The organism is endosymbiont of Bathymodiolus septemdierum str. Myojin knoll (assembly GCF_001547755.1).
Lineage (GTDB): Bacteria > Pseudomonadota > Gammaproteobacteria > PS1 > Pseudothioglobaceae > Thiodubiliella.
Genome location: NZ_AP013042.1, coordinates 1408041 through 1425367 on the forward strand (window position 1 = coordinate 1408041; position 17327 = coordinate 1425367).

Here is a 17327-nt window from a genome sequence, read left to right on the forward strand (position 1 = left end):
TTGGGCGTCAAGATGACGCCCAATTCAACTTATGATTTTTTCCACTCGAAAGCAGTAAAATCACAAAGGCGTAATTATACCCACTTACCGCCTTAACAGCAAGTGAGTATAACGACTATTTCGCTAAAGCCAACTGCGCACGCATTGCGTCGATTGTTGCTTTGTAATCTTCTGTACTGAAAATTGCAGAACCTGCAACGAAAGTATCAGCACCTGCTTCTGCCACCTCGCGAATGTTATCAATTTTAACACCGCCGTCGATTTCTAAACGAATGTCTTTGCCACTAGCATCAATCAATTGACGCACTTGACGACATTTTTCTAAAGTGTGTGGAATGAAAGACTGACCGCCGAAACCAGGGTTAACTGACATCAATAGAATCATATCTAATTTGTCCATCACATTTTCTAAAACATGTAGTGGTGTCGCTGGATTGAATACCAAACCTGCCTTGCAACCGCTCTCTTTAATCATACCTAAAGTTCTGTCGATATGCTCTGACGCTTCTGGATGAAAAGTAATATAAGAGGCACCAGCGGCAATAAAATCCGGGATGATTCTATCCACCGGCTTGACCATTAAATGCACATCAATCGGCGCAGTCACGCCGTGATTTCTCAACGCTTCACAGACCAATGGACCAATGGTTAAATTAGGCACATAGTGATTATCCATCACATCAAAATGCACGATATCTGCACCATCGCGTAAAACATTGTCAACTTCTTCACCAAGTTTTGCGAAGTCTGCTGCAAGGATAGAGGGGGCAATAAAATTAGATTGTTTCATAGTTTTCTCCTATTTTTTAAAAGTGATTAAAGAGGTGCCAGTCATTTCTTCAGGCTGCTCAACATCCATCATTAATAACAGTGTTGGGGCAATATCAGACAAGGCACCTTCGCCAGGTTCGGCAATTTCTACGGTGCGTTCACTCACAAAAACCAGTGGGACTGGATTGCTAGTGTGTGCAGTATGGACTTCGCCAGTTTTCGGGTTAACCATTTGTTCAGCGTTACCGTGGTCGGCAGTGATTAACATTTCTCCATCAATCGAACGCAATGCTTGATAAACAATGCCCAAGCAAGTATCTACCGCTTCAACTGCCTTAATAGTAGCGTCTAATTTTCCTGAGTGACCAACCATATCGGTGTTGGCAAAGTTACAAATGATTAAATCGTATTTTTGACTCTCAATATTTTCGGCCAATTCGTCGGTTAGTTCAAACGCGCTCATTTCTGGCTTAAGGTCGTAAGTAGCAACATCTGGCGATGGGATTAACACACGGTCTTCACCGTAAAATGGGCGTTCAATACCGCCATTTAAGAAAAAAGTCACATGTGCGTATTTTTCAGTTTCGGCAATTCTCAACTGTGTCATACCTAAGTTAGATAAATATTTACCCAAAACATTATTGAGTTTTGCACTCGGATATGCCACCGGTAAATTGAAATCTTTTTTGTATTCCGTCAAACAAATAAACTGTGTTGGCACGAAAGTACCACGGGAAAATCCTTGGAAATTTTCATCGGTAAAGGCTTGGGTAATTTGCCTAGCACGATCAGCACGATAATTCATAAAAATCATCACATCGCCTTTGTTAATTTTTGTTGGCGCTTTGATAACCGTTGATTCGATAAACTCATCAGTTTCGCCTCGCTCATAAGCCATATCAATGGCTTCGCTGGCTGTTTGTGCTAAATATTTTCCTTTGCCTTTGGCAATTAATTCATAAGCACAACGAATGCGTGCCCAACGATTGTCCCGATCTAAAGAAAAATATCGACCGATAATACTGACGATTTCACCCACACCAAATTCGGTAATTTTATCTTCTAATTTTTGAATATATTGTTTGGCACTCTTTTGTACACAGTCTCTACCATCAGCAAAAATATGTAGATACACTTCTTTGCACGCATATTTTTTGGTCATTTCTAACATCGCATGCAGTTGCTCCTCATGCGAATGCACGCCGCCATCAGATAATAAGCCCATAATATGCACGGCTTTATTGTTATCGTTGGCGTATTCTAATGCGTTTTTTAGGATTGGATTTCTAAAAAAATCTCCATTTTCGATATCAACACTAATGCGAGTAAAATCTTGCTTAACCACCCGTCCTGCACCAAGATTCAAATGCCCAACTTCTGAGTTACCCATTTGTTCACCAGGCAGGCCAACTTTCACGCCACTGGTGCTGATTAAAGTGTGTGCAAACTGCTCATTAAACCGATCCCACACCGGCGTATTTGCCATAGCAATGGCGTTATTTTCCACGACTTCTGAATGCCCCCAGCCGTCTAAGATAATCAATACTTTGGTTTGTTTTTTGGTGCTCATCGTATGCGAATTATATCAAATTTAGACATTAAATAAAAAGTGAATGACATCACCGTCTTGCACAATGTATTCCTTACCCTCTGAACGCAATTTACCCGCTTCTTTCGCACCTTTTTCACCTTTGCATTCAATAAAATCATCAAAAGCGATGGTTTCAGCCCGAATAAAACCTTTTTCAAAATCGCCGTGAATTTTGCCCGCAGCTTGTGGCGCACTGTCGCCGATACTAATTGTCCATGCTCGCACTTCTTTTACACCTGCGGTAAAATAAGTCTGTAAACCTAATAATTTATAACCCGCTTTAATCAGGCGATCTAAGCCTGATTCGTCTTGTCCCATTTCAGATAAAAACGCTTGTTTTTCTTCGTCATCTAATTCTGTAATTTCCGCCTCTACATCTGCACAAATTGCCACAACTTCTGCGCCTTCTGCATCTGCAAACTTCTTAATATCGTCAACATAGGTGTTACCATTTAATCCATCTTCGCTCACATTTGCCATATACAGAACGGGTTTAATAGTTAATAATTGAAAGCCTTTCAATAACTTGATTTCTTCCTCGTCAAAATCTAAACTACGGACACTGTCACCGTTTTCAAGTGCTGGCAAAATTTTCTCTAATAACATTTTCAAGGGAATGCCGTCCTTTTGACCAGATTTGGTATTCTTAACTGCCTTTTGATAGAGTTTTTCAACCGCAGCTAAATCGGCTAAGACCAATTCTGTGTTAATAATTTCAATATCATCAAGTGGGGAAATTTTGCCTGCAACATGGATAATATCATCATTATCAAAAGCACGAACCACATGCACAATTGCATCGGTTTCTCGAATATTGGTCAAGAACTGATTGCCCAGCCCTTCGCCTTTTGATGCGCCCTCAACTAAGCCTGCAATGTCCACAAACTCCATTGTGGTTGGCAAGATTTTTTCAGGATTGACGATTTCTGCTAATTGTTCTAAGCGTTTGTCGTTCATCGGAACGATACCAACATTAGGCTCAATAGTGCAGAATGGATAGTTTGCCGATTCAATACCTGCCTGAGTCAGTGCGTTAAATAAAGTTGATTTTCCTATATTGGGCAAGCCCACAATACCGCATTTAAATCCCATGTTGTTATCCTTGTGTGTGTAATGTTTGCATCGCAGATTCGGTCTCACCTTTGACGATTTGTTCCAGCACTTGCAGTGCGTCAGTCATGGCATTTTGAATTGATTCAATCTCTGATTTTTTTGGCGCATGTAAAACGAAATCAGCCACCTGGGACTTATCACCTGGGTGACCGATGCCAATTCGTAGGCGATAAAATTCTTTACTATCCAATGCTTTAATCGTATCACGAAGCCCATTATGGCCACCATGACCGCCGCCCGATTTCAGCCTGGCAATACCAGGGTCTAAATCCAGTTCGTCATGTACGACTAGTAATTCTTCAACTGCTATTTGATAAAATTTTGCAATACTTTGAATCGACTTACCCGATGCATTCATATAGGTACTTGGCTTTAACAGCCGAACCATTGTTCCAGCAATATTAACTTGCGTCACATCACCAAAGAACTTGGATTCTTTCTTAAAAGTACCGGAATACAACTGTGCAAGCGTATCACAAAACCAAAAACCGACATTATGACGATGTGACCGATAATCTTTGCCTGGATTTCCCAGACCAACAATCAACTTAATCGTCACAACGCTTAATCAAATTAAGCGTCTGAATCGCCTTTAGCTTCATCAGCTTTGGTGTCTTCGGCTTCAGCGCCTTCTTCGCCTTCAACTTCAGTTGCTTCAACTGCCGCCTCTTCAGTCATTAACTTCGGCTCTTGAACCGCAACCACATTTTGATCGTATGTTTCAATATCACCATGTGTCAACGCGGTAATAATAACGCCTTCTGGCATATTAATGCCTGTCAAACTGATGTGTTCGCCCATTTTTAAGTTGCTAATGTCAACTTCGATAGCATTCGGTAAATTTGCCGGTAGGCAAGAAACTTCAATTGCGGTAACAAACTGATTAAGAATCGCACCAAGACGCATTGCAGCATTGTCATCCTCGCCAATGAAGTGCAATGGAATGTTAGTAACAATTTCCTTTTTCATGTCAACACGCAAAAAATCTACATGGGTAATCAAGTTTTTTGCTGGGTGGCGTTGCAAGTCTTTAATAATGACTGGCTCTACTTTATCGTCAACCGACAAATCTAACACTGAAGTATAAACCTCTTCATCCTCTAAGAGGTGTGTCATTGCGTGTAAACCCAATGTAACCAAACTTGGGGCTTTGCCTGCGCCATAAATAATAGCAGGGATTTGTTCATTGTGACGCAGGCGGCGGCTCGCACCTTTCCCCTGGTCTTCGCGTATCGTAGCGTTAATTTTAATACTCATTTTGTTTTCTCCAAAAAATAAAAAAACACCCGATTAATGGGTGTCATTATTATGATATGTTTTGCGACCAAACACATCAAGCGGATAATTTTACCTGAAAATATGGTGTTTTGATGATTATTCGTATTTATGTAAAAGTCTTTCTAGACTTAATCCAGAACATCAAAGCAACCATAGCAGAAATTCCACTGGCAATCCATAAATCATTGATGGCTAAAACGCCTGAAAGAATTGCCAATGCCCCCGAAAAAGTTGCCGAAGTTTGACGGCTGGCATTGTCTTTTAACTGTGTGACAATCACCTGCGTTTGCTTTTCATAAAGACCATTAATGTCTTTCATTTTCTCAGCCTGTTTGAGCGCATTCATTATTAATCCTGGCAATTCAGGAATATCTTTGAGGATTTCTGGTGCTTTTTCTTGCAGTTTTTCAAAGGTCTTTTTCATACTGTACCTCTCTTTTACTAAGTCTTCTAAAAAGGGTTTTGCCGTTGACCACAAATCCAATTGTGGGTAAAGTTGCCTGCCCAGCCCTTCGATATTTAATAGGGTTTTGTCTAATAATAACAGTTGTGGTTGTACGGCAATATTAAAGTTCTTTGCCTCTGCCATCAAATCCATCAGCACTTGTCCGAAAGAAATTTCATCCAATGATTTTTCGAACATCGGGGCGCAAATCCTGCCAATCGCTTTTTCAAACGCCAGCACATCAATCTCACCCGTCCACCCCGCATCAATATAGGCATTGGCAACACCGCGATAATCTTGGTTAAAAAATGCCAATAACATATCCACCAAAAAGTCCTTATCCGACTCATCTAATACGCCCATAATACCGAAATCAACACCAATATAATTGTCGTTTTTCCCCACAAAAATATTGCCTGGATGCATATCAGCGTGAAAAAAGTTGTGTTTGAAGGCTTGCGTGAAGAAAATAATAACCCCATCTTCTGCCAATTTTTTCAAATCAACGCCGTCCGCTTTGAGTTTTTCAATATCGCCCACTGGAGTGCCGTAAATACGCTCGGTCGTCAACACTTCCTTGCTGCACAAATCCCAATGCACCTTAGGCACATACAGCAAATCCGAACCGGCAAAATTATCTCGCAATTTCTTCGCATTCTGCGCTTCAATAAGCATATCTAATTCTACCAAGATAATGCTTTCAAACTCCGCCACAATTTCAAGTGGGCGAATTTTTTGACTGATGGCATAACGACTGACAAATTTTGCCACAATATACATCAACGCAATATCGCGTTTAATAATCGCCTCTATCCCCGGTCTGACAATTTTAACCGCCACCTCGTCGCCTTCGTGCGTCACTGCCGTATGCACCTGTGCAATTGACGCACTGGCAAGCGGCTCAACATCAAATTGCTTGAATAGTTTCTCAACCGTATCGCCCAACGATGCTTCAATCATGGCCTTGGACTGTGCATTATCAAATGCAGGGCATGCATCTTGCAACTTCGCCAATTCGTCACCAATATCGGCAGGCAATAAATCACGACGAGTTGACAAAGTTTGTCCAAATTTAATAAAAATAGGCCCCAATTCCTCCAATGCCTTGCGAATTCGCTCGCCTCTGCTTAGATTTTTTCTCGGAATGTAATGCCATGGCGTTAAATACACCATCCATTTAAACCGCTGTAAAAACGGCAATGTCAATATCAACGCATCAATTTTATAACGCGTTAACACACGAAAAATATTAATAAATCTGACTAAATTACGCATTATAAATGTTTTGATGGTGCAATTAAAAAGTTGGTAACGCCGTCCTTGATAGAAGTAATCGGATTGTCTAATGATTTGAATTTGCGCGCCAATTCGCCCACTTGATGGGCAATAATATCACCCGTATATTTAGACAATAATTCTTCCAAATCAATATCCACCTGTTGCAATAAATCTACCAATAGTTGCGCTGTTTTTACATCGCCATGAATGACGATTTTGTCTTGTCTCAATAATTCGGTCAAGTCTTCACCCTGAAACAAGGCTAAAAATACACTGGCTTGCAGTTTGACATTCACATCAGCAGTTGTACTGGTATCCGTCGTAACAAAAATACGATTATTGGTACAAATAAAATTAACTTCCAGCGGAAAATCTTGCAAACAAAAATGCACCGTTTTGCCATCTAATGGCTGTATATCAATTGGGTGCGTCTGTAATAAAAAGTTTAACGCACGTTCTAAAATAACGGCTTGCATTACTTTTTGATGCCTTTATGTAAAGCGACAATACCACCCGATAAATTGTGATATTCGCACAAACCAAAGCCTGCATCTAACACCATTTTTTTCAAAGTTTCTTGGTCGGGGTGCTTGCGGATAGACTCAGCAAGATATTGATATGACTCCTCATCATTAGCAATAATTTTTCCCAACTGTGGCATTATATTAAAGGAATAGAAATCATAGAATTTTTCTAATAAAGCGATATCTGTTTTTGAAAATTCCAAAATTAGCATACAACCGCCTGGTTTCAAAACACGATGCATTTCTCTGATGCACTGATCTTTATCCGTCACATTTCGCAAGCCAAAAGCAATCGATACGCAATCAAACGAATCATCTACAAAAGGAATATGCTCGCCACTGAGTTGCACAAACTCAACGCCCGATGTGCCTTTGTTAATCAGATTTTTACGCCCTTCGCTCAACATTGCTGCATTAATATCCGACAAAATAACTTGCCCTGTATCACCGACTTTCATCGCAAACGCCCGCGCTAAATCGCCCGTGCCACCTGCAATGTCTAATACTTTATCACCTGCTTGAACATTCGACGCACTGATTGTATAGTGCTTCCATAAACGGTGTGCACCAAACGATAACACATCATTCATCAAGTCATATTTACTGGCAACAGAATCAAAAACACTGCGCACCATACTTTGCTTCTCTGTGGTAGCAACATCTTTAAAGCCAAAATGTGTTGTTTCTTGCATCATTATTTACTCGGATAATCTCTAAAATCCGCACCCGTATAAATCTGTGTCGGTCTGAAAATTCGGTTATGTGCCACTTGCTCATGCCAATGCGCTGCCCAACCTGCAGAGCGCGCCATGGCAAAAATCGGGGTGAAATACTTCCTTGGAATCTTAAAAATTTCGGTGTACAAAATACCCGAATAAAAGTCTACATTTGGAAAAACACCCTTAACACTTAACAATTCTTCACACACTCGCTCAACTTCCAACGCTGTTTCAAAACGCTTTGAGAGCACCATATTAGTTTTACTCACATACGAGCGCATCATCTCCTGCAAAATCGTCGCTCGTGGGTCCTTAACGCTATACTCTCTATGCCCCATTCCCCAAATAACTTGCTTATTTTTCAAGCGATTTTCAATATAAGCCCGTGCATTCTTCGCATCACCAATCTCATCCAACATATTCAACACATCTTCGTTCGCGCCGCCATGTAACGAACCCGCCAAAGTCCCCACTGCTGCTGATACCGATGCAAATGGATTAGCCAGCGTAGAGGCCGTAACCATTGCCGAAAAAGTGCTAGCATTAATCGTATGTTCAGCGTGCAAAATCAGGCAGGCATCAAACAATTTGACAATATCCTCATCTGGCTCCTCACCGAACGACATATATAAAAAATTCTTCGCATACGACATTTCCTTGCTCGGTGGAATTGGATCATATCCCGTCGAAATACGCGCCCACATTGCCACCAAAGTACTCATATTGGCAATAATTTTCGTCAATGCACTCTGCGTATAAGCCGAATCTGGGTCCTCTGCACCCGCATCAGGATAAAAAGTTGCCATTGACGCAATCGCCGTCTGCAACACATCCATCGGGTGTCCATTTGTCGGCAACGCCCACATCATAAGGCGAATATCGCGCTTCACTTCATAACGCTCGTGCAATACTTTATTAAAATCTGCCAAAGCCTCTGCCGTTGGCAACTCGCCATCTCTAAGCAGCATTGCTACTTCCTCAAACGAGGAGTACTTCACTAAATCCTCAATCGAATACCCACGATATGCCAAAATACCGTTCTTGCCATCAATCGATGAAATTGCCGATTCTGTCGCTGGAACGCCTGCCAAACCTGGGATATATTCAATCATAATCAACTACTACTACAAAACTAAAAATTTTACGCATTTTTACGCTTTGGTAACAGTTTTTTTAATGTCAAGATTACTGGGTTTACTCCCTTTCAAATAAAGATAAATAGCCGCCCATCACAAATAAGCGGTTTCTACTTTGCCCCGTTATTTCTTTTAAAATTTGTAACCCAACCAAATCCTTTACCAAATTATTGCTTGCTGCATAGCCTAAACCTGAAAGGTTCTGCACCTGTCCAACATTAATAACTGGGTCAGTATATAAAAAATCTAGCGTTATTTTGGCTATTTTTGCCCTTCTGCCCAAGCCAATAATACGAGTTTCATAATCTTTCTTAAGAATTAAAATATTTTTCAAAGTATCTTTAGATTGTTTTGCAGTCTCAACAATACCTTCCAAGAAAAATATTAACCATTGATTAATATCATTACTCTGACGAACCCTATCTAAGGCTTGGTAATAAGCCGAGCGATTTTTCTCAAAAAATTTAGATAAATATAGAATAGGCACACTTAAAAACTGTGCCTCTATCAGTTGCAGGGTGATAAAAAGTCGCCCAATTCGCCCATTACCGTCTAAAAATGGATGAATGGTTTCAAACTGATAATGACATAATGCAAGTTTTATTAAAATCGGTATTCTATGATTATTATGCCAAAAGTCCTCCCAATCAGACAACAACACATTTAAATGCTGATGATGTGGTGGAATAAAATGCGCTGAATTAATAGAAGCACCGCCAATCCAATTTTGCGATACCCTAAGCGCACCAGGTTGTTTATTTTGACCACGCACACCACTCAATAATTGCTGATGCGTTGTTTTTAATAATCGCAATGAAATTGGAATACTCTTCAAATTATCAATCGCATCATTCATTGCTTTAACATAATTGTGCACCTCACCCCAATCATCCCTAACTTCTAATTTAATATCGGCTTCAGGCAATAAAGCTTCTTGCATGTTAGTTTGCGTGCCTTCTATTCTAGAAGAAGCCACAGATTCAGAGAAAATATGCATTTTGATGAAAAAATCAATATCGGGTATCAATTCGCCATAAGTATTTAACTCACCCAGTGTTTTAGTCGCCTGTTCTAATACGGTTAATAATTTAGCATTATTTAAATCATAAGCACGGTTTAATAAAGTAGGCAAAAAGTATTGATACTCTGTCGCCTTGTTTTTATTTTGCGTTTTAAAACAACCTGCAATAAAATTATTCATAAACACCTAAAAAGATAATAAACTGTTTTATATTATATACCTTTAAAAGATAATATAAATATTTATATTATTGTTTATTAGTATAAAAGATAATATAAATATTTATATTATTGTTTAAGCTATTTTTTATTTTGAGTAATTTTTACAGGTCTTAACTGATTAAGTCTCGTTTTATTTATCTATTTAAACCGAAAAAGATGAACCGCAACCACAAGTGGTTTTGGCATTGGGGTTGTGAATGATAAAACGGGCACCTTGCAAATCTTCTAGATAATCAACCGTTGCACCGACTAAATATTGATAACTCATCGGGTCAACGACCAATTGCACGCCGTTTTTCTCAACACCTGTGTCACCTTCTTTGTTTTTATCGTCAAAAGTAAAGCCGTAAGAAAATCCCGAACAACCGCCGCCAGTAATGTAAACACGCAATTTTAAGTTGTCATTTTTCTCTTCAACAATCAAGTCGGATACTTTCTTAGCCGCACTGTCGCTAAAAATAATATCTGCCTCTTCTAAAGTTTGTACTGCTTCCATAATTTTCTCCTACTAAGGCAATAAGCCAATCTGCTCTAAACCTAAATCTTCGTCCATACCAAAGAGTATGTTCATATTCTGAATTGCCTGTCCCGATGCACCCTTAACCAAGTTATCAATCACCGACATCACCACTAATTTATTCCCATCTGGTGCTTTTTGCACGCCGATTTGGCAGAAATTTGAGGCTTTTACATTGCGAGTTTCAGGTACTTTTCCAACGCCCAATACCGTCACAAAATGTTCGTTTTTATAACATTGTTCAAACACCGATTGTACATCAACATCAGCGTCCAATAAATCCACATATAAAGTTACTTCCATCCCACGAATCATTGGCACCAAATGTGGCACAAAAGTCAGCCCGATATTTTCTCCTGATAATAACCCCAACGCTTGTTTAATTTCTGGATAATGACGGTGTCCGCCCACGCCGTAAGCCTTAAACGACTCGCTCACTTCACACAGAAGCGTCGCCTGATTTGCCCCACGACCTGCACCACTTACACCCGATTTGCAATCAGCAACAATAGCGGATAAATCAATCAATTTATGCGCAATCAATGGCTTTAAAGCCAACTGAATAGCGGTTGGATAGCAGCCTGGGTTGGCAATCAAATTTGCATTCTTAATCTGTTCGCGATTGATTTCACTCAAGCCATAAACTGCCTGCGCTAATAGTGTCTCTTGCGTATGCTCTAAACCATACCATTTTTGATATTCATCTTTATCGTTCAAACGAAAATCTGCACCTAAATCAATAACCTTGATGCCTTTTTCAATAAACGCACCCGCATTTTCCATAGCCACACCATGCGGCGTGGCAAAAAATATCACATCGCAGGTGTCTAAAATCGCATCATCAGGCAAGGAAAAAACCAAATCTGACTGCCCTGCCAAAGACGGGAACATTTCATCCACTCGCTGCCCTGCTTCCGAACGCGAACTGATTGCTGCCACTTGCACTTTTGGATGCGTGTGCAACAAGCGTAACAACTCAACACCCGTATAGCCTGTACCACCAATAATACCTACTTTAATCATTAGTGCTCGCCCAACATTTTTTCAAGATAATGAATGTTCATCCCGCCCCTACGGAAAGTTTCATCTGCCATAATCCGTGCTTGTAAAGGGATGTTGGTCTTAATGCCATCAATCACCATTTCATCGAGTGCATTTTGCATTTTGATAATCGCGCCCAAGCGGGTATCAGCAAAAGTAATCAATTTGCCAATCATTGAATCATAATGTGGCGGTACGCAGTAGCCATTATAAATATGGCTGTCAACTCTCACGCCCAGTCCACCTGCTGCATGAAATTGGGTAATTTTACCCGGCGATGGCATAAAGTTATTTGGGTCTTCGGCATTAATACGGCACTCAATAGAAAAACCTTTAATCTGCACATCATCCTGCGTAAATGATAACGGCTGACCATCGGCAATCAAAATCTGCTCACGCACGATATCAACCCCCGTAATCATTTCCGTTACTGGATGCTCAACTTGCACACGAGTATTCATTTCAATAAAATAAAATTCATCATTCTCAAACAAAAATTCAAAAGTGCCTGCGCCGCGATAATTAATTGCCTTGCACGCATCCGCACAAACTTTGCCAATTTGATTACGCAATTCAGGGCTGACACCTGGTGCAGGCGCTTCTTCCACCACCTTTTGATGACGCCGTTGCATTGAGCAATCTCGTTCGCCAAGGTGTACTGCATTACCATGCTCATCTGCCAATACTTGAATTTCAACATGACGAGGCGTGGTTAGAAATTTCTCCATATACACTTCTGGATTACCGAAAAAACTCTGACCTTCGCTCTTTGCAAGTTCAATCAAAGGCAGTAATTCAGATTCTTTTTCCACCACTTGCATACCACGACCACCGCCACCGCCAGATGCTTTGATAATAATCGGGAAACCGATTTTATTCGCCAACCTAATGTTTTCTTGCTCATCAGTGCCCAATCCGCCATCAGACCCTGGCACACAAGGTACGCCAGATTTCTGCATGGCTTCAATCGCTGCCACTTTATCACCCATCACTCGAATATTGCTCGCTCGCGGACCGATAAAAATAAAACCACTTTCCTCAACGCGTTGCGCAAAATCTGCACTCTCAGACAAAAATCCATAGCCCGGATGAATCGCATCTGCATGCGTCACTTCCGCCGCTGCAATCAAGGCGGGGATATTCAAATAACTCTCCGTTGATGGGGGAGGTCCAATACAAACCGCTTCATCTGCCAAACGCACATGCTTCAAATCTTTGTCCGCCGTAGAATACACGGCAACGGTTTTAATGCCTAATTCTTTACAAGCACGCAAAATACGCAACGCAATTTCGCCACGATTAGCAATTAAAACTTTATTAATCTTATCCATCCATCAATCCTATTGAATCACAATCAAAGTTTGACCAAACTCAACCGCATCACCATCAGTACACAAGATTTCCGTCACCGTGCCCGACTGGTCTGCTTCAATTTGGTTCATAATTTTCATCGCCTCAACAATGCAAATCGTATCGCCTTGATTAACATGCTGCCCCATAGTTACAAATACATCAGAGGCCGGCGATGCTGCGCCATAAAAAGTCCCCACCATCGGCGAAGTAATCGCATGCCCATCAATCGCAGGTGTAGCCGCTTCAACAGATACCGCAGGTGTAACTGGTGCAGCAGCAATAGGGGCTGCCATTTGCATAGGCGCTGCCATCGGCATATCACCATATCGTGAGATACGAATTGACTCCTTACCCTCTGTGATTTCTATTTCTGCCATGTTAGAATCTTCTAACAATTCCATGAGTTTTTTTACTTTACGGATGTCCATTTTTTTTCCTCTTCTTTATTTTAGTTTGATTGAATGTGTTTAATTGCCACCGCTAATGCGAATTCATAGCCTTGCGCGCCAAAGCCTGAAATGACACCTTCTGCAATGTCTGAAAAATAAGATTTTTTACGGAATTCTTCTCGTTTATATACATTCGACAAATGCACCTCTGTAAATGCGATATCAACTGCCGATAATGCATCACGCAGTGCAATCGATGTGTGTGTGAATGCTGCAGGGTTAATAATGATATATTTTGTACCATCCTGACTGGCGGCATGGACCCTATCAATTAGCCCTACCTCTGAATTATCTTGATAATGGTCAAGCGACAAGTTTGCATCAGTTGCCAATGCACTGACACAACTAACAATATCGTCCAAAGTCTGCGTACCATACTGCTCTGGCTCACGCACACCGAGCATATTTAAGTTAGGTCCATTAAGTAATAAGATGTCCATCGTCAATCAAAACAGTTATATATTCAAACGCTAATTTTACCACCAACATTAGCGATTTTAAGCGTATTTACCTACTACTTAGCGCTGTTCAAATGCTTAATGAAATCTTGTGCATTTATCTCACCAACAATACGTTGCGAACGATTTTCAACAGCGTTTTTGAAGAACAAAATTCCTGGTGGTCCAATGATGTCAAAGCGTTTCATTAGCGCCTTATCGGTTGCATCATTTTTAGTCACATCAGCTTGTAGGGCAATGACATTTTTCATCTGTTTGACCACTTCGGCGTTTGAAAAAACAAAACGCTCTATTTCTTTACAAGAGATGCACCAATCGGCATAAAAATCTAACATCACAATTTGATTATTACCTTGTGCTTTGGCGAGGATACGGTCTAAATCAGCATTGGATTTAACCTTATCAAATACAACATGTACTTTTTCTGCTGGTGCGTTTGCACCATAGCCTGATAATGGTGCAAGCATATCGCCACCACCACGAGCAACTAGTCCACCTAACAATAAACCGTAAATTAGCATCAATAAACCGATGCCTTTAAATAGGCGATGGAAGGCGGATGCGGTGTCGCCTAATTTTTGAAAAACGCCCATTGCAATTGGGGACAAAGTGAAGAGCAATGCCCATAATATCAAGGAAACGAATGGCGAAATGATACGGTCCAATAAATAGATTGCAACACCTAACATCATAATGCCAAACACATATTTGACATTATCCATCCAGCCACCCGCCTTAGGCAACTTGCTTACGCCTGCACCAATTGCGATAAGTGGTACACCCATACCCAAACTCATTACAAACAATGACAATCCGCCAAGTAGGGCATCGCCCGTTTGTCCGATATAAATCAACGCACCTGCAAGTGGCGGGGCAACACATGGGCCAACAATTAATGCGGATAAAAAACCCATAATAGCGACGCCGATTAAGTTGCCACCTTCTTGTTTGTTGCTGATACTGGTAATTTTGCTCTGCAACGCCGATGGCAATTGAATGTCATAATAGCCAAACATTGAAAATGCCAACGCCACGAAAATCGCACTGAATACCATCAAAACAACTGGCGTTTGTAACAATACTTGTAAATTTTCGCCGAAATATCCTGCTAACACGCCCGCTATTGAATAAGTCACACTCATTGCCAAGACGAAAACAATCGACATAACCAACGCTCTTTTAGTCGTCATTGTTCCTTTTTGCCCAACAATAATGCCTGACAAAATCGGAATCATCGGGAACACACAAGGGGTCAATGACAGCAATAAACCAAAACCAAAGAAACTGACTAACACTAATAAGAGGTTGTCTTGTTGGAGCAGTGCGGTAATTTGGTCGGCTTCATTTAATGGCGCATCATTTACCACCACTGGTGTCACGATTGATTGTAATTTTACCGGTGCTTGTGGCTGAATAGGTTTGACAACTTCGCTCACTTTTGGCATTGTAATAGTGGTAATTTTTTCTATCGGAGGGTAACAAATCCCGCCCAACCAACAACCTTGGTACTTAGCCGAAAAAGTAACTTTATTAGTTTGAATATTTTTCAGCGGAATGTCAACCACGAGATTGCCTTTGTAAACCTCTACTTTTCCGAATAATGGATCGTCTTTTATCTCCCACTTAGGGAAATCAATTTCCCCAAATTCTGCCCCTTTAACATCAATGAAAAATTTATCACGATACAAATAATATTCTGGATGCACTTGCCAAATCGCACGCAAAGTCGTTGCGTCAATTGCCTCTACTGAATAGGCAAATGCCTCATCTGCAGGCAATGGCTCATCCGAAATCTTCACCTTCTTTTGCACAATAGATTGCATTGTAGATTTTGCTTTGGAGAACATATTAAACGCCCCATCGACTAAAGATTTCTTACGATTATTTTGTACTTTTAGCGTCACCGATTTAGTAATCGGCGGATAGCACACACCTACATCTGCACAACCTTGAAATACCACATTAAGAACAACAAACTGTGTATCACCTTCCAACACAGGCACAGGCACCGCTACGCTATGGCGATAAATTCCAATCTTACCAAAAAACTCATCGTCCTTAATCTTTGCCGTTGGAAATTTCGCCTTGCCCAATCGCGATGAATGGTCCGACGAAATCTTGATTTTCTCCTTATAAAGGTAGTAGCCATCCGCTACTTTCCAATCCAAAAGAATCTCATCCCCTACTACCTTTGCCTTAAACGCAAACGCCTCATCTGCAGGCAATAACTCAGTATTTGCCTGCGTAACCATAGAAAATAATAAAAATAGTGATAATAATAAACGCTTCATTGTCTTTTCCTCAAAATACTTTTTTTATGTTATACGCTTAACAAGAACAAGTAAAGATTATTTGCTAATATCAATGTCAATCCCTTGCGCTAACAATTGCTTTTGTCGCACACCCAAATACGCCCCATAAGTCGGAATTTCTCGATAAAACCCACCGCTTACATAACGCAACGCTTCTTGAAAATGGAACAGGTACAAAAAACCATCAATCCGACTCACTTCCTTAGCCTTGTCAAATAAAACAATCCCCGGTCGATAAGTCAATTTCAACCGCTTCGCCCACGCTTTTGGCGTCGTCACAGTGCCCATATTATCCACAATCCTTTGCGTAGAGTCCGCATCAAGCCTCACCACCTTAAATGCCTTAAACTCATTCATCACCGATTGCTCTTTTAGCGTCTTATCGTAAAAATACCCACAAGCCTCGCAATTGCTGTCCTCAAAAATAACTGCCAACGGCACCTTAATCGCAGAAAAATCTGTCACTTTTTGAAACATCGCGTGATTTTGCAACTGATAATCTCCCACCTTTTTCGTTTGCTCTATATATTCTGCCAGCGTCGAATCTGCGTATGCCTTACTTGCCACATACCTCAAAATTTGCTTAAATTTCTGCGGTTTCCGATACCCATTCGTTCGTGCCACTTCTTTGTTTTTCTGATTCAAAAACACAATCGTCGGCGTATATCGCACCCCGACTTTTGTCGAAAATTCCTTTTCTGTCATTGCCTCATCCTCATTCAAAACCACCTCTTTATCGCCCAGAATATTAATCGCAATCACATCAAAATTTTCCTGAATAATCTGCTTTAAGGGCGGCTTATCAAAATTTTTCGCCATCTGGTCGCAATACGGACACTCCGACAAATGAAAAAACAACAACACATGTTTATCCCCTTGTTTTGCCTCATCCACATCATCCGCCAATTCTAAAAAACTCTCCTTGAACCAACTTGGCAACGAATATTTCACACCTCCGGTCACCGCCCCAGTCTTTGCCAGAACGGGCGCACTACTCACAAAAATCACCAACAGAAAGGTAACCAAAACCCATTTTAAATTATGCTTTTTCATAAAACCACCCTCGTTTATTATTCTCAATTATAACCTTTATTTAATCA

At 40.7% G+C, this 17327-nt stretch carries 17 protein-coding genes; all 17 read right to left on the minus strand.

Features of this window, described 5'->3' with window-relative positions; all coding sequences use genetic code 11:
• Positions 1 to 115: 115 nt before the first annotated feature.
• The gene (gene rpe, locus BSEPE_RS07430; protein WP_066045737.1) at positions 116 to 790 is read right to left on the minus strand and encodes a ribulose-phosphate 3-epimerase; all 675 of its coding nucleotides are present in this window, start codon (positions 788 to 790) and stop codon (positions 116 to 118) included.
• A gap of 9 nt (positions 791 to 799) precedes the next feature.
• Positions 800 to 2341, minus strand: coding sequence for a 2,3-bisphosphoglycerate-independent phosphoglycerate mutase (gene gpmI / locus BSEPE_RS07435; protein ID WP_066045740.1), 1542 nt, complete (start codon positions 2339 to 2341; stop codon positions 800 to 802).
• 21 nt (positions 2342 to 2362) lie between these two features.
• Positions 2363 to 3454, minus strand: coding sequence for a redox-regulated ATPase YchF (ychF, locus tag BSEPE_RS07440; RefSeq protein ID WP_066045743.1), 1092 nt, complete (start codon positions 3452 to 3454; stop codon positions 2363 to 2365).
• Between the two features lie 4 nt (positions 3455 to 3458).
• Entirely contained in the window at positions 3459 to 4034 is a 576-nt protein-coding gene (gene pth, locus BSEPE_RS07445) for an aminoacyl-tRNA hydrolase (protein ID WP_066045746.1), read from the minus strand.
• A 14-nt stretch (positions 4035 to 4048) separates the two neighbouring features.
• A complete protein-coding gene (locus BSEPE_RS07450; protein WP_066045749.1) occupies positions 4049 to 4732 on the minus strand; it encodes a 50S ribosomal protein L25/general stress protein Ctc in 684 nt (227 codons plus the stop codon).
• 127 nt (positions 4733 to 4859) lie between these two features.
• Positions 4860 to 6473, minus strand: coding sequence for a 2-polyprenylphenol 6-hydroxylase (gene ubiB, locus BSEPE_RS07455; RefSeq protein WP_066045751.1), 1614 nt, complete (start codon positions 6471 to 6473; stop codon positions 4860 to 4862).
• Positions 6473 to 6952 carry a ubiquinone biosynthesis accessory factor UbiJ gene (locus BSEPE_RS07460; protein WP_066045753.1) on the minus strand — a complete coding sequence of 160 codons (480 nt, stop codon included), beginning with the start codon at positions 6950 to 6952 and terminating at the stop codon, positions 6473 to 6475. Before BSEPE_RS07460 ends, ubiB begins: the two co-directional genes overlap by 1 nt.
• On the minus strand, positions 6952 to 7692 hold the full coding sequence (gene ubiE / locus BSEPE_RS07465; protein ID WP_066046200.1) for a bifunctional demethylmenaquinone methyltransferase/2-methoxy-6-polyprenyl-1,4-benzoquinol methylase UbiE: 741 nt from the start codon (positions 7690 to 7692) through the stop codon (positions 6952 to 6954). The genes BSEPE_RS07460 and ubiE overlap by 1 nt, the downstream gene beginning before the upstream one ends.
• Before the next feature lie 2 nt (positions 7693 to 7694).
• Positions 7695 to 8831: a citrate synthase gene (locus tag BSEPE_RS07470; RefSeq protein ID WP_066045757.1), complete on the minus strand. Its 1137-nt coding sequence runs from the start codon at positions 8829 to 8831 to the stop codon at positions 7695 to 7697.
• 82 nt (positions 8832 to 8913) lie between these two features.
• Positions 8914 to 10056, minus strand: coding sequence for a Fic family protein (locus BSEPE_RS07475; protein ID WP_066045759.1), 1143 nt, complete (start codon positions 10054 to 10056; stop codon positions 8914 to 8916).
• 183 nt (positions 10057 to 10239) lie between these two features.
• On the minus strand, positions 10240 to 10593 hold the full coding sequence (gene erpA, locus BSEPE_RS07480) for an iron-sulfur cluster insertion protein ErpA (protein WP_066045762.1): 354 nt from the start codon (positions 10591 to 10593) through the stop codon (positions 10240 to 10242).
• 12 nt (positions 10594 to 10605) lie between these two features.
• Positions 10606 to 11637 carry an N-acetyl-gamma-glutamyl-phosphate reductase gene (argC, locus tag BSEPE_RS07485; protein ID WP_066045765.1) on the minus strand — a complete coding sequence of 344 codons (1032 nt, stop codon included), beginning with the start codon at positions 11635 to 11637 and terminating at the stop codon, positions 10606 to 10608.
• Positions 11637 to 12986, minus strand: a complete 1350-nt coding sequence (gene accC / locus BSEPE_RS07490) for an acetyl-CoA carboxylase biotin carboxylase subunit (RefSeq protein ID WP_066045768.1) — start codon at positions 12984 to 12986, stop codon at positions 11637 to 11639. Before accC ends, argC begins: the two co-directional genes overlap by 1 nt.
• Positions 12987 to 12995: 9 nt before the next feature.
• Positions 12996 to 13436, minus strand: coding sequence for an acetyl-CoA carboxylase biotin carboxyl carrier protein (gene accB / locus BSEPE_RS07495; protein WP_066045771.1), 441 nt, complete (start codon positions 13434 to 13436; stop codon positions 12996 to 12998).
• A gap of 20 nt (positions 13437 to 13456) precedes the next feature.
• Positions 13457 to 13897 carry a type II 3-dehydroquinate dehydratase gene (gene aroQ / locus BSEPE_RS07500; RefSeq protein ID WP_066045774.1) on the minus strand — a complete coding sequence of 147 codons (441 nt, stop codon included), beginning with the start codon at positions 13895 to 13897 and terminating at the stop codon, positions 13457 to 13459.
• A gap of 74 nt (positions 13898 to 13971) precedes the next feature.
• Positions 13972 to 16206 carry a protein-disulfide reductase DsbD gene (gene dsbD / locus BSEPE_RS07505; RefSeq protein ID WP_066045778.1) on the minus strand — a complete coding sequence of 745 codons (2235 nt, stop codon included), beginning with the start codon at positions 16204 to 16206 and terminating at the stop codon, positions 13972 to 13974.
• A 57-nt stretch (positions 16207 to 16263) separates the two neighbouring features.
• A complete protein-coding gene (locus BSEPE_RS07510) occupies positions 16264 to 17280 on the minus strand; it encodes a thioredoxin family protein (protein ID WP_066045781.1) in 1017 nt (338 codons plus the stop codon).
• Between the last annotated feature and the right edge of the window lie 47 nt (positions 17281 to 17327).

Coding starts and splice junctions, on each gene's coding strand:
- ubiE (WP_066046200.1), bottom strand. CDS start 7,692: ATGCAAGAAACAACACATTTTGGCTTTAAAGATGTTGCTACCACAGAG.
- BSEPE_RS07450 (WP_066045749.1), bottom strand. CDS start 4,732: ATGAGTATTAAAATTAACGCTACGATACGCGAAGACCAGGGGAAAGGT.
- gpmI (WP_066045740.1), bottom strand. CDS start 2,341: ATGAGCACCAAAAAACAAACCAAAGTATTGATTATCTTAGACGGCTGG.
- BSEPE_RS07460 (WP_066045753.1), bottom strand. CDS start 6,952: ATGCAAGCCGTTATTTTAGAACGTGCGTTAAACTTTTTATTACAGACG.
- accB (WP_066045771.1), bottom strand. CDS start 13,436: ATGGACATCCGTAAAGTAAAAAAACTCATGGAATTGTTAGAAGATTCT.
- BSEPE_RS07475 (WP_066045759.1), bottom strand. CDS start 10,056: ATGAATAATTTTATTGCAGGTTGTTTTAAAACGCAAAATAAAAACAAG.
- erpA (WP_066045762.1), bottom strand. CDS start 10,593: ATGGAAGCAGTACAAACTTTAGAAGAGGCAGATATTATTTTTAGCGAC.
- argC (WP_066045765.1), bottom strand. CDS start 11,637: ATGATTAAAGTAGGTATTATTGGTGGTACAGGCTATACGGGTGTTGAG.
- BSEPE_RS07510 (WP_066045781.1), bottom strand. CDS start 17,280: ATGAAAAAGCATAATTTAAAATGGGTTTTGGTTACCTTTCTGTTGGTG.
- ubiB (WP_066045751.1), bottom strand. CDS start 6,473: ATGCGTAATTTAGTCAGATTTATTAATATTTTTCGTGTGTTAACGCGT.
- rpe (WP_066045737.1), bottom strand. CDS start 790: ATGAAACAATCTAATTTTATTGCCCCCTCTATCCTTGCAGCAGACTTC.
- BSEPE_RS07470 (WP_066045757.1), bottom strand. CDS start 8,831: ATGATTGAATATATCCCAGGTTTGGCAGGCGTTCCAGCGACAGAATCG.
- accC (WP_066045768.1), bottom strand. CDS start 12,986: ATGGATAAGATTAATAAAGTTTTAATTGCTAATCGTGGCGAAATTGCG.
- ychF (WP_066045743.1), bottom strand. CDS start 3,454: ATGGGATTTAAATGCGGTATTGTGGGCTTGCCCAATATAGGAAAATCA.
- aroQ (WP_066045774.1), bottom strand. CDS start 13,897: ATGGACATCTTATTACTTAATGGACCTAACTTAAATATGCTCGGTGTG.
- dsbD (WP_066045778.1), bottom strand. CDS start 16,206: ATGAAGCGTTTATTATTATCACTATTTTTATTATTTTCTATGGTTACG.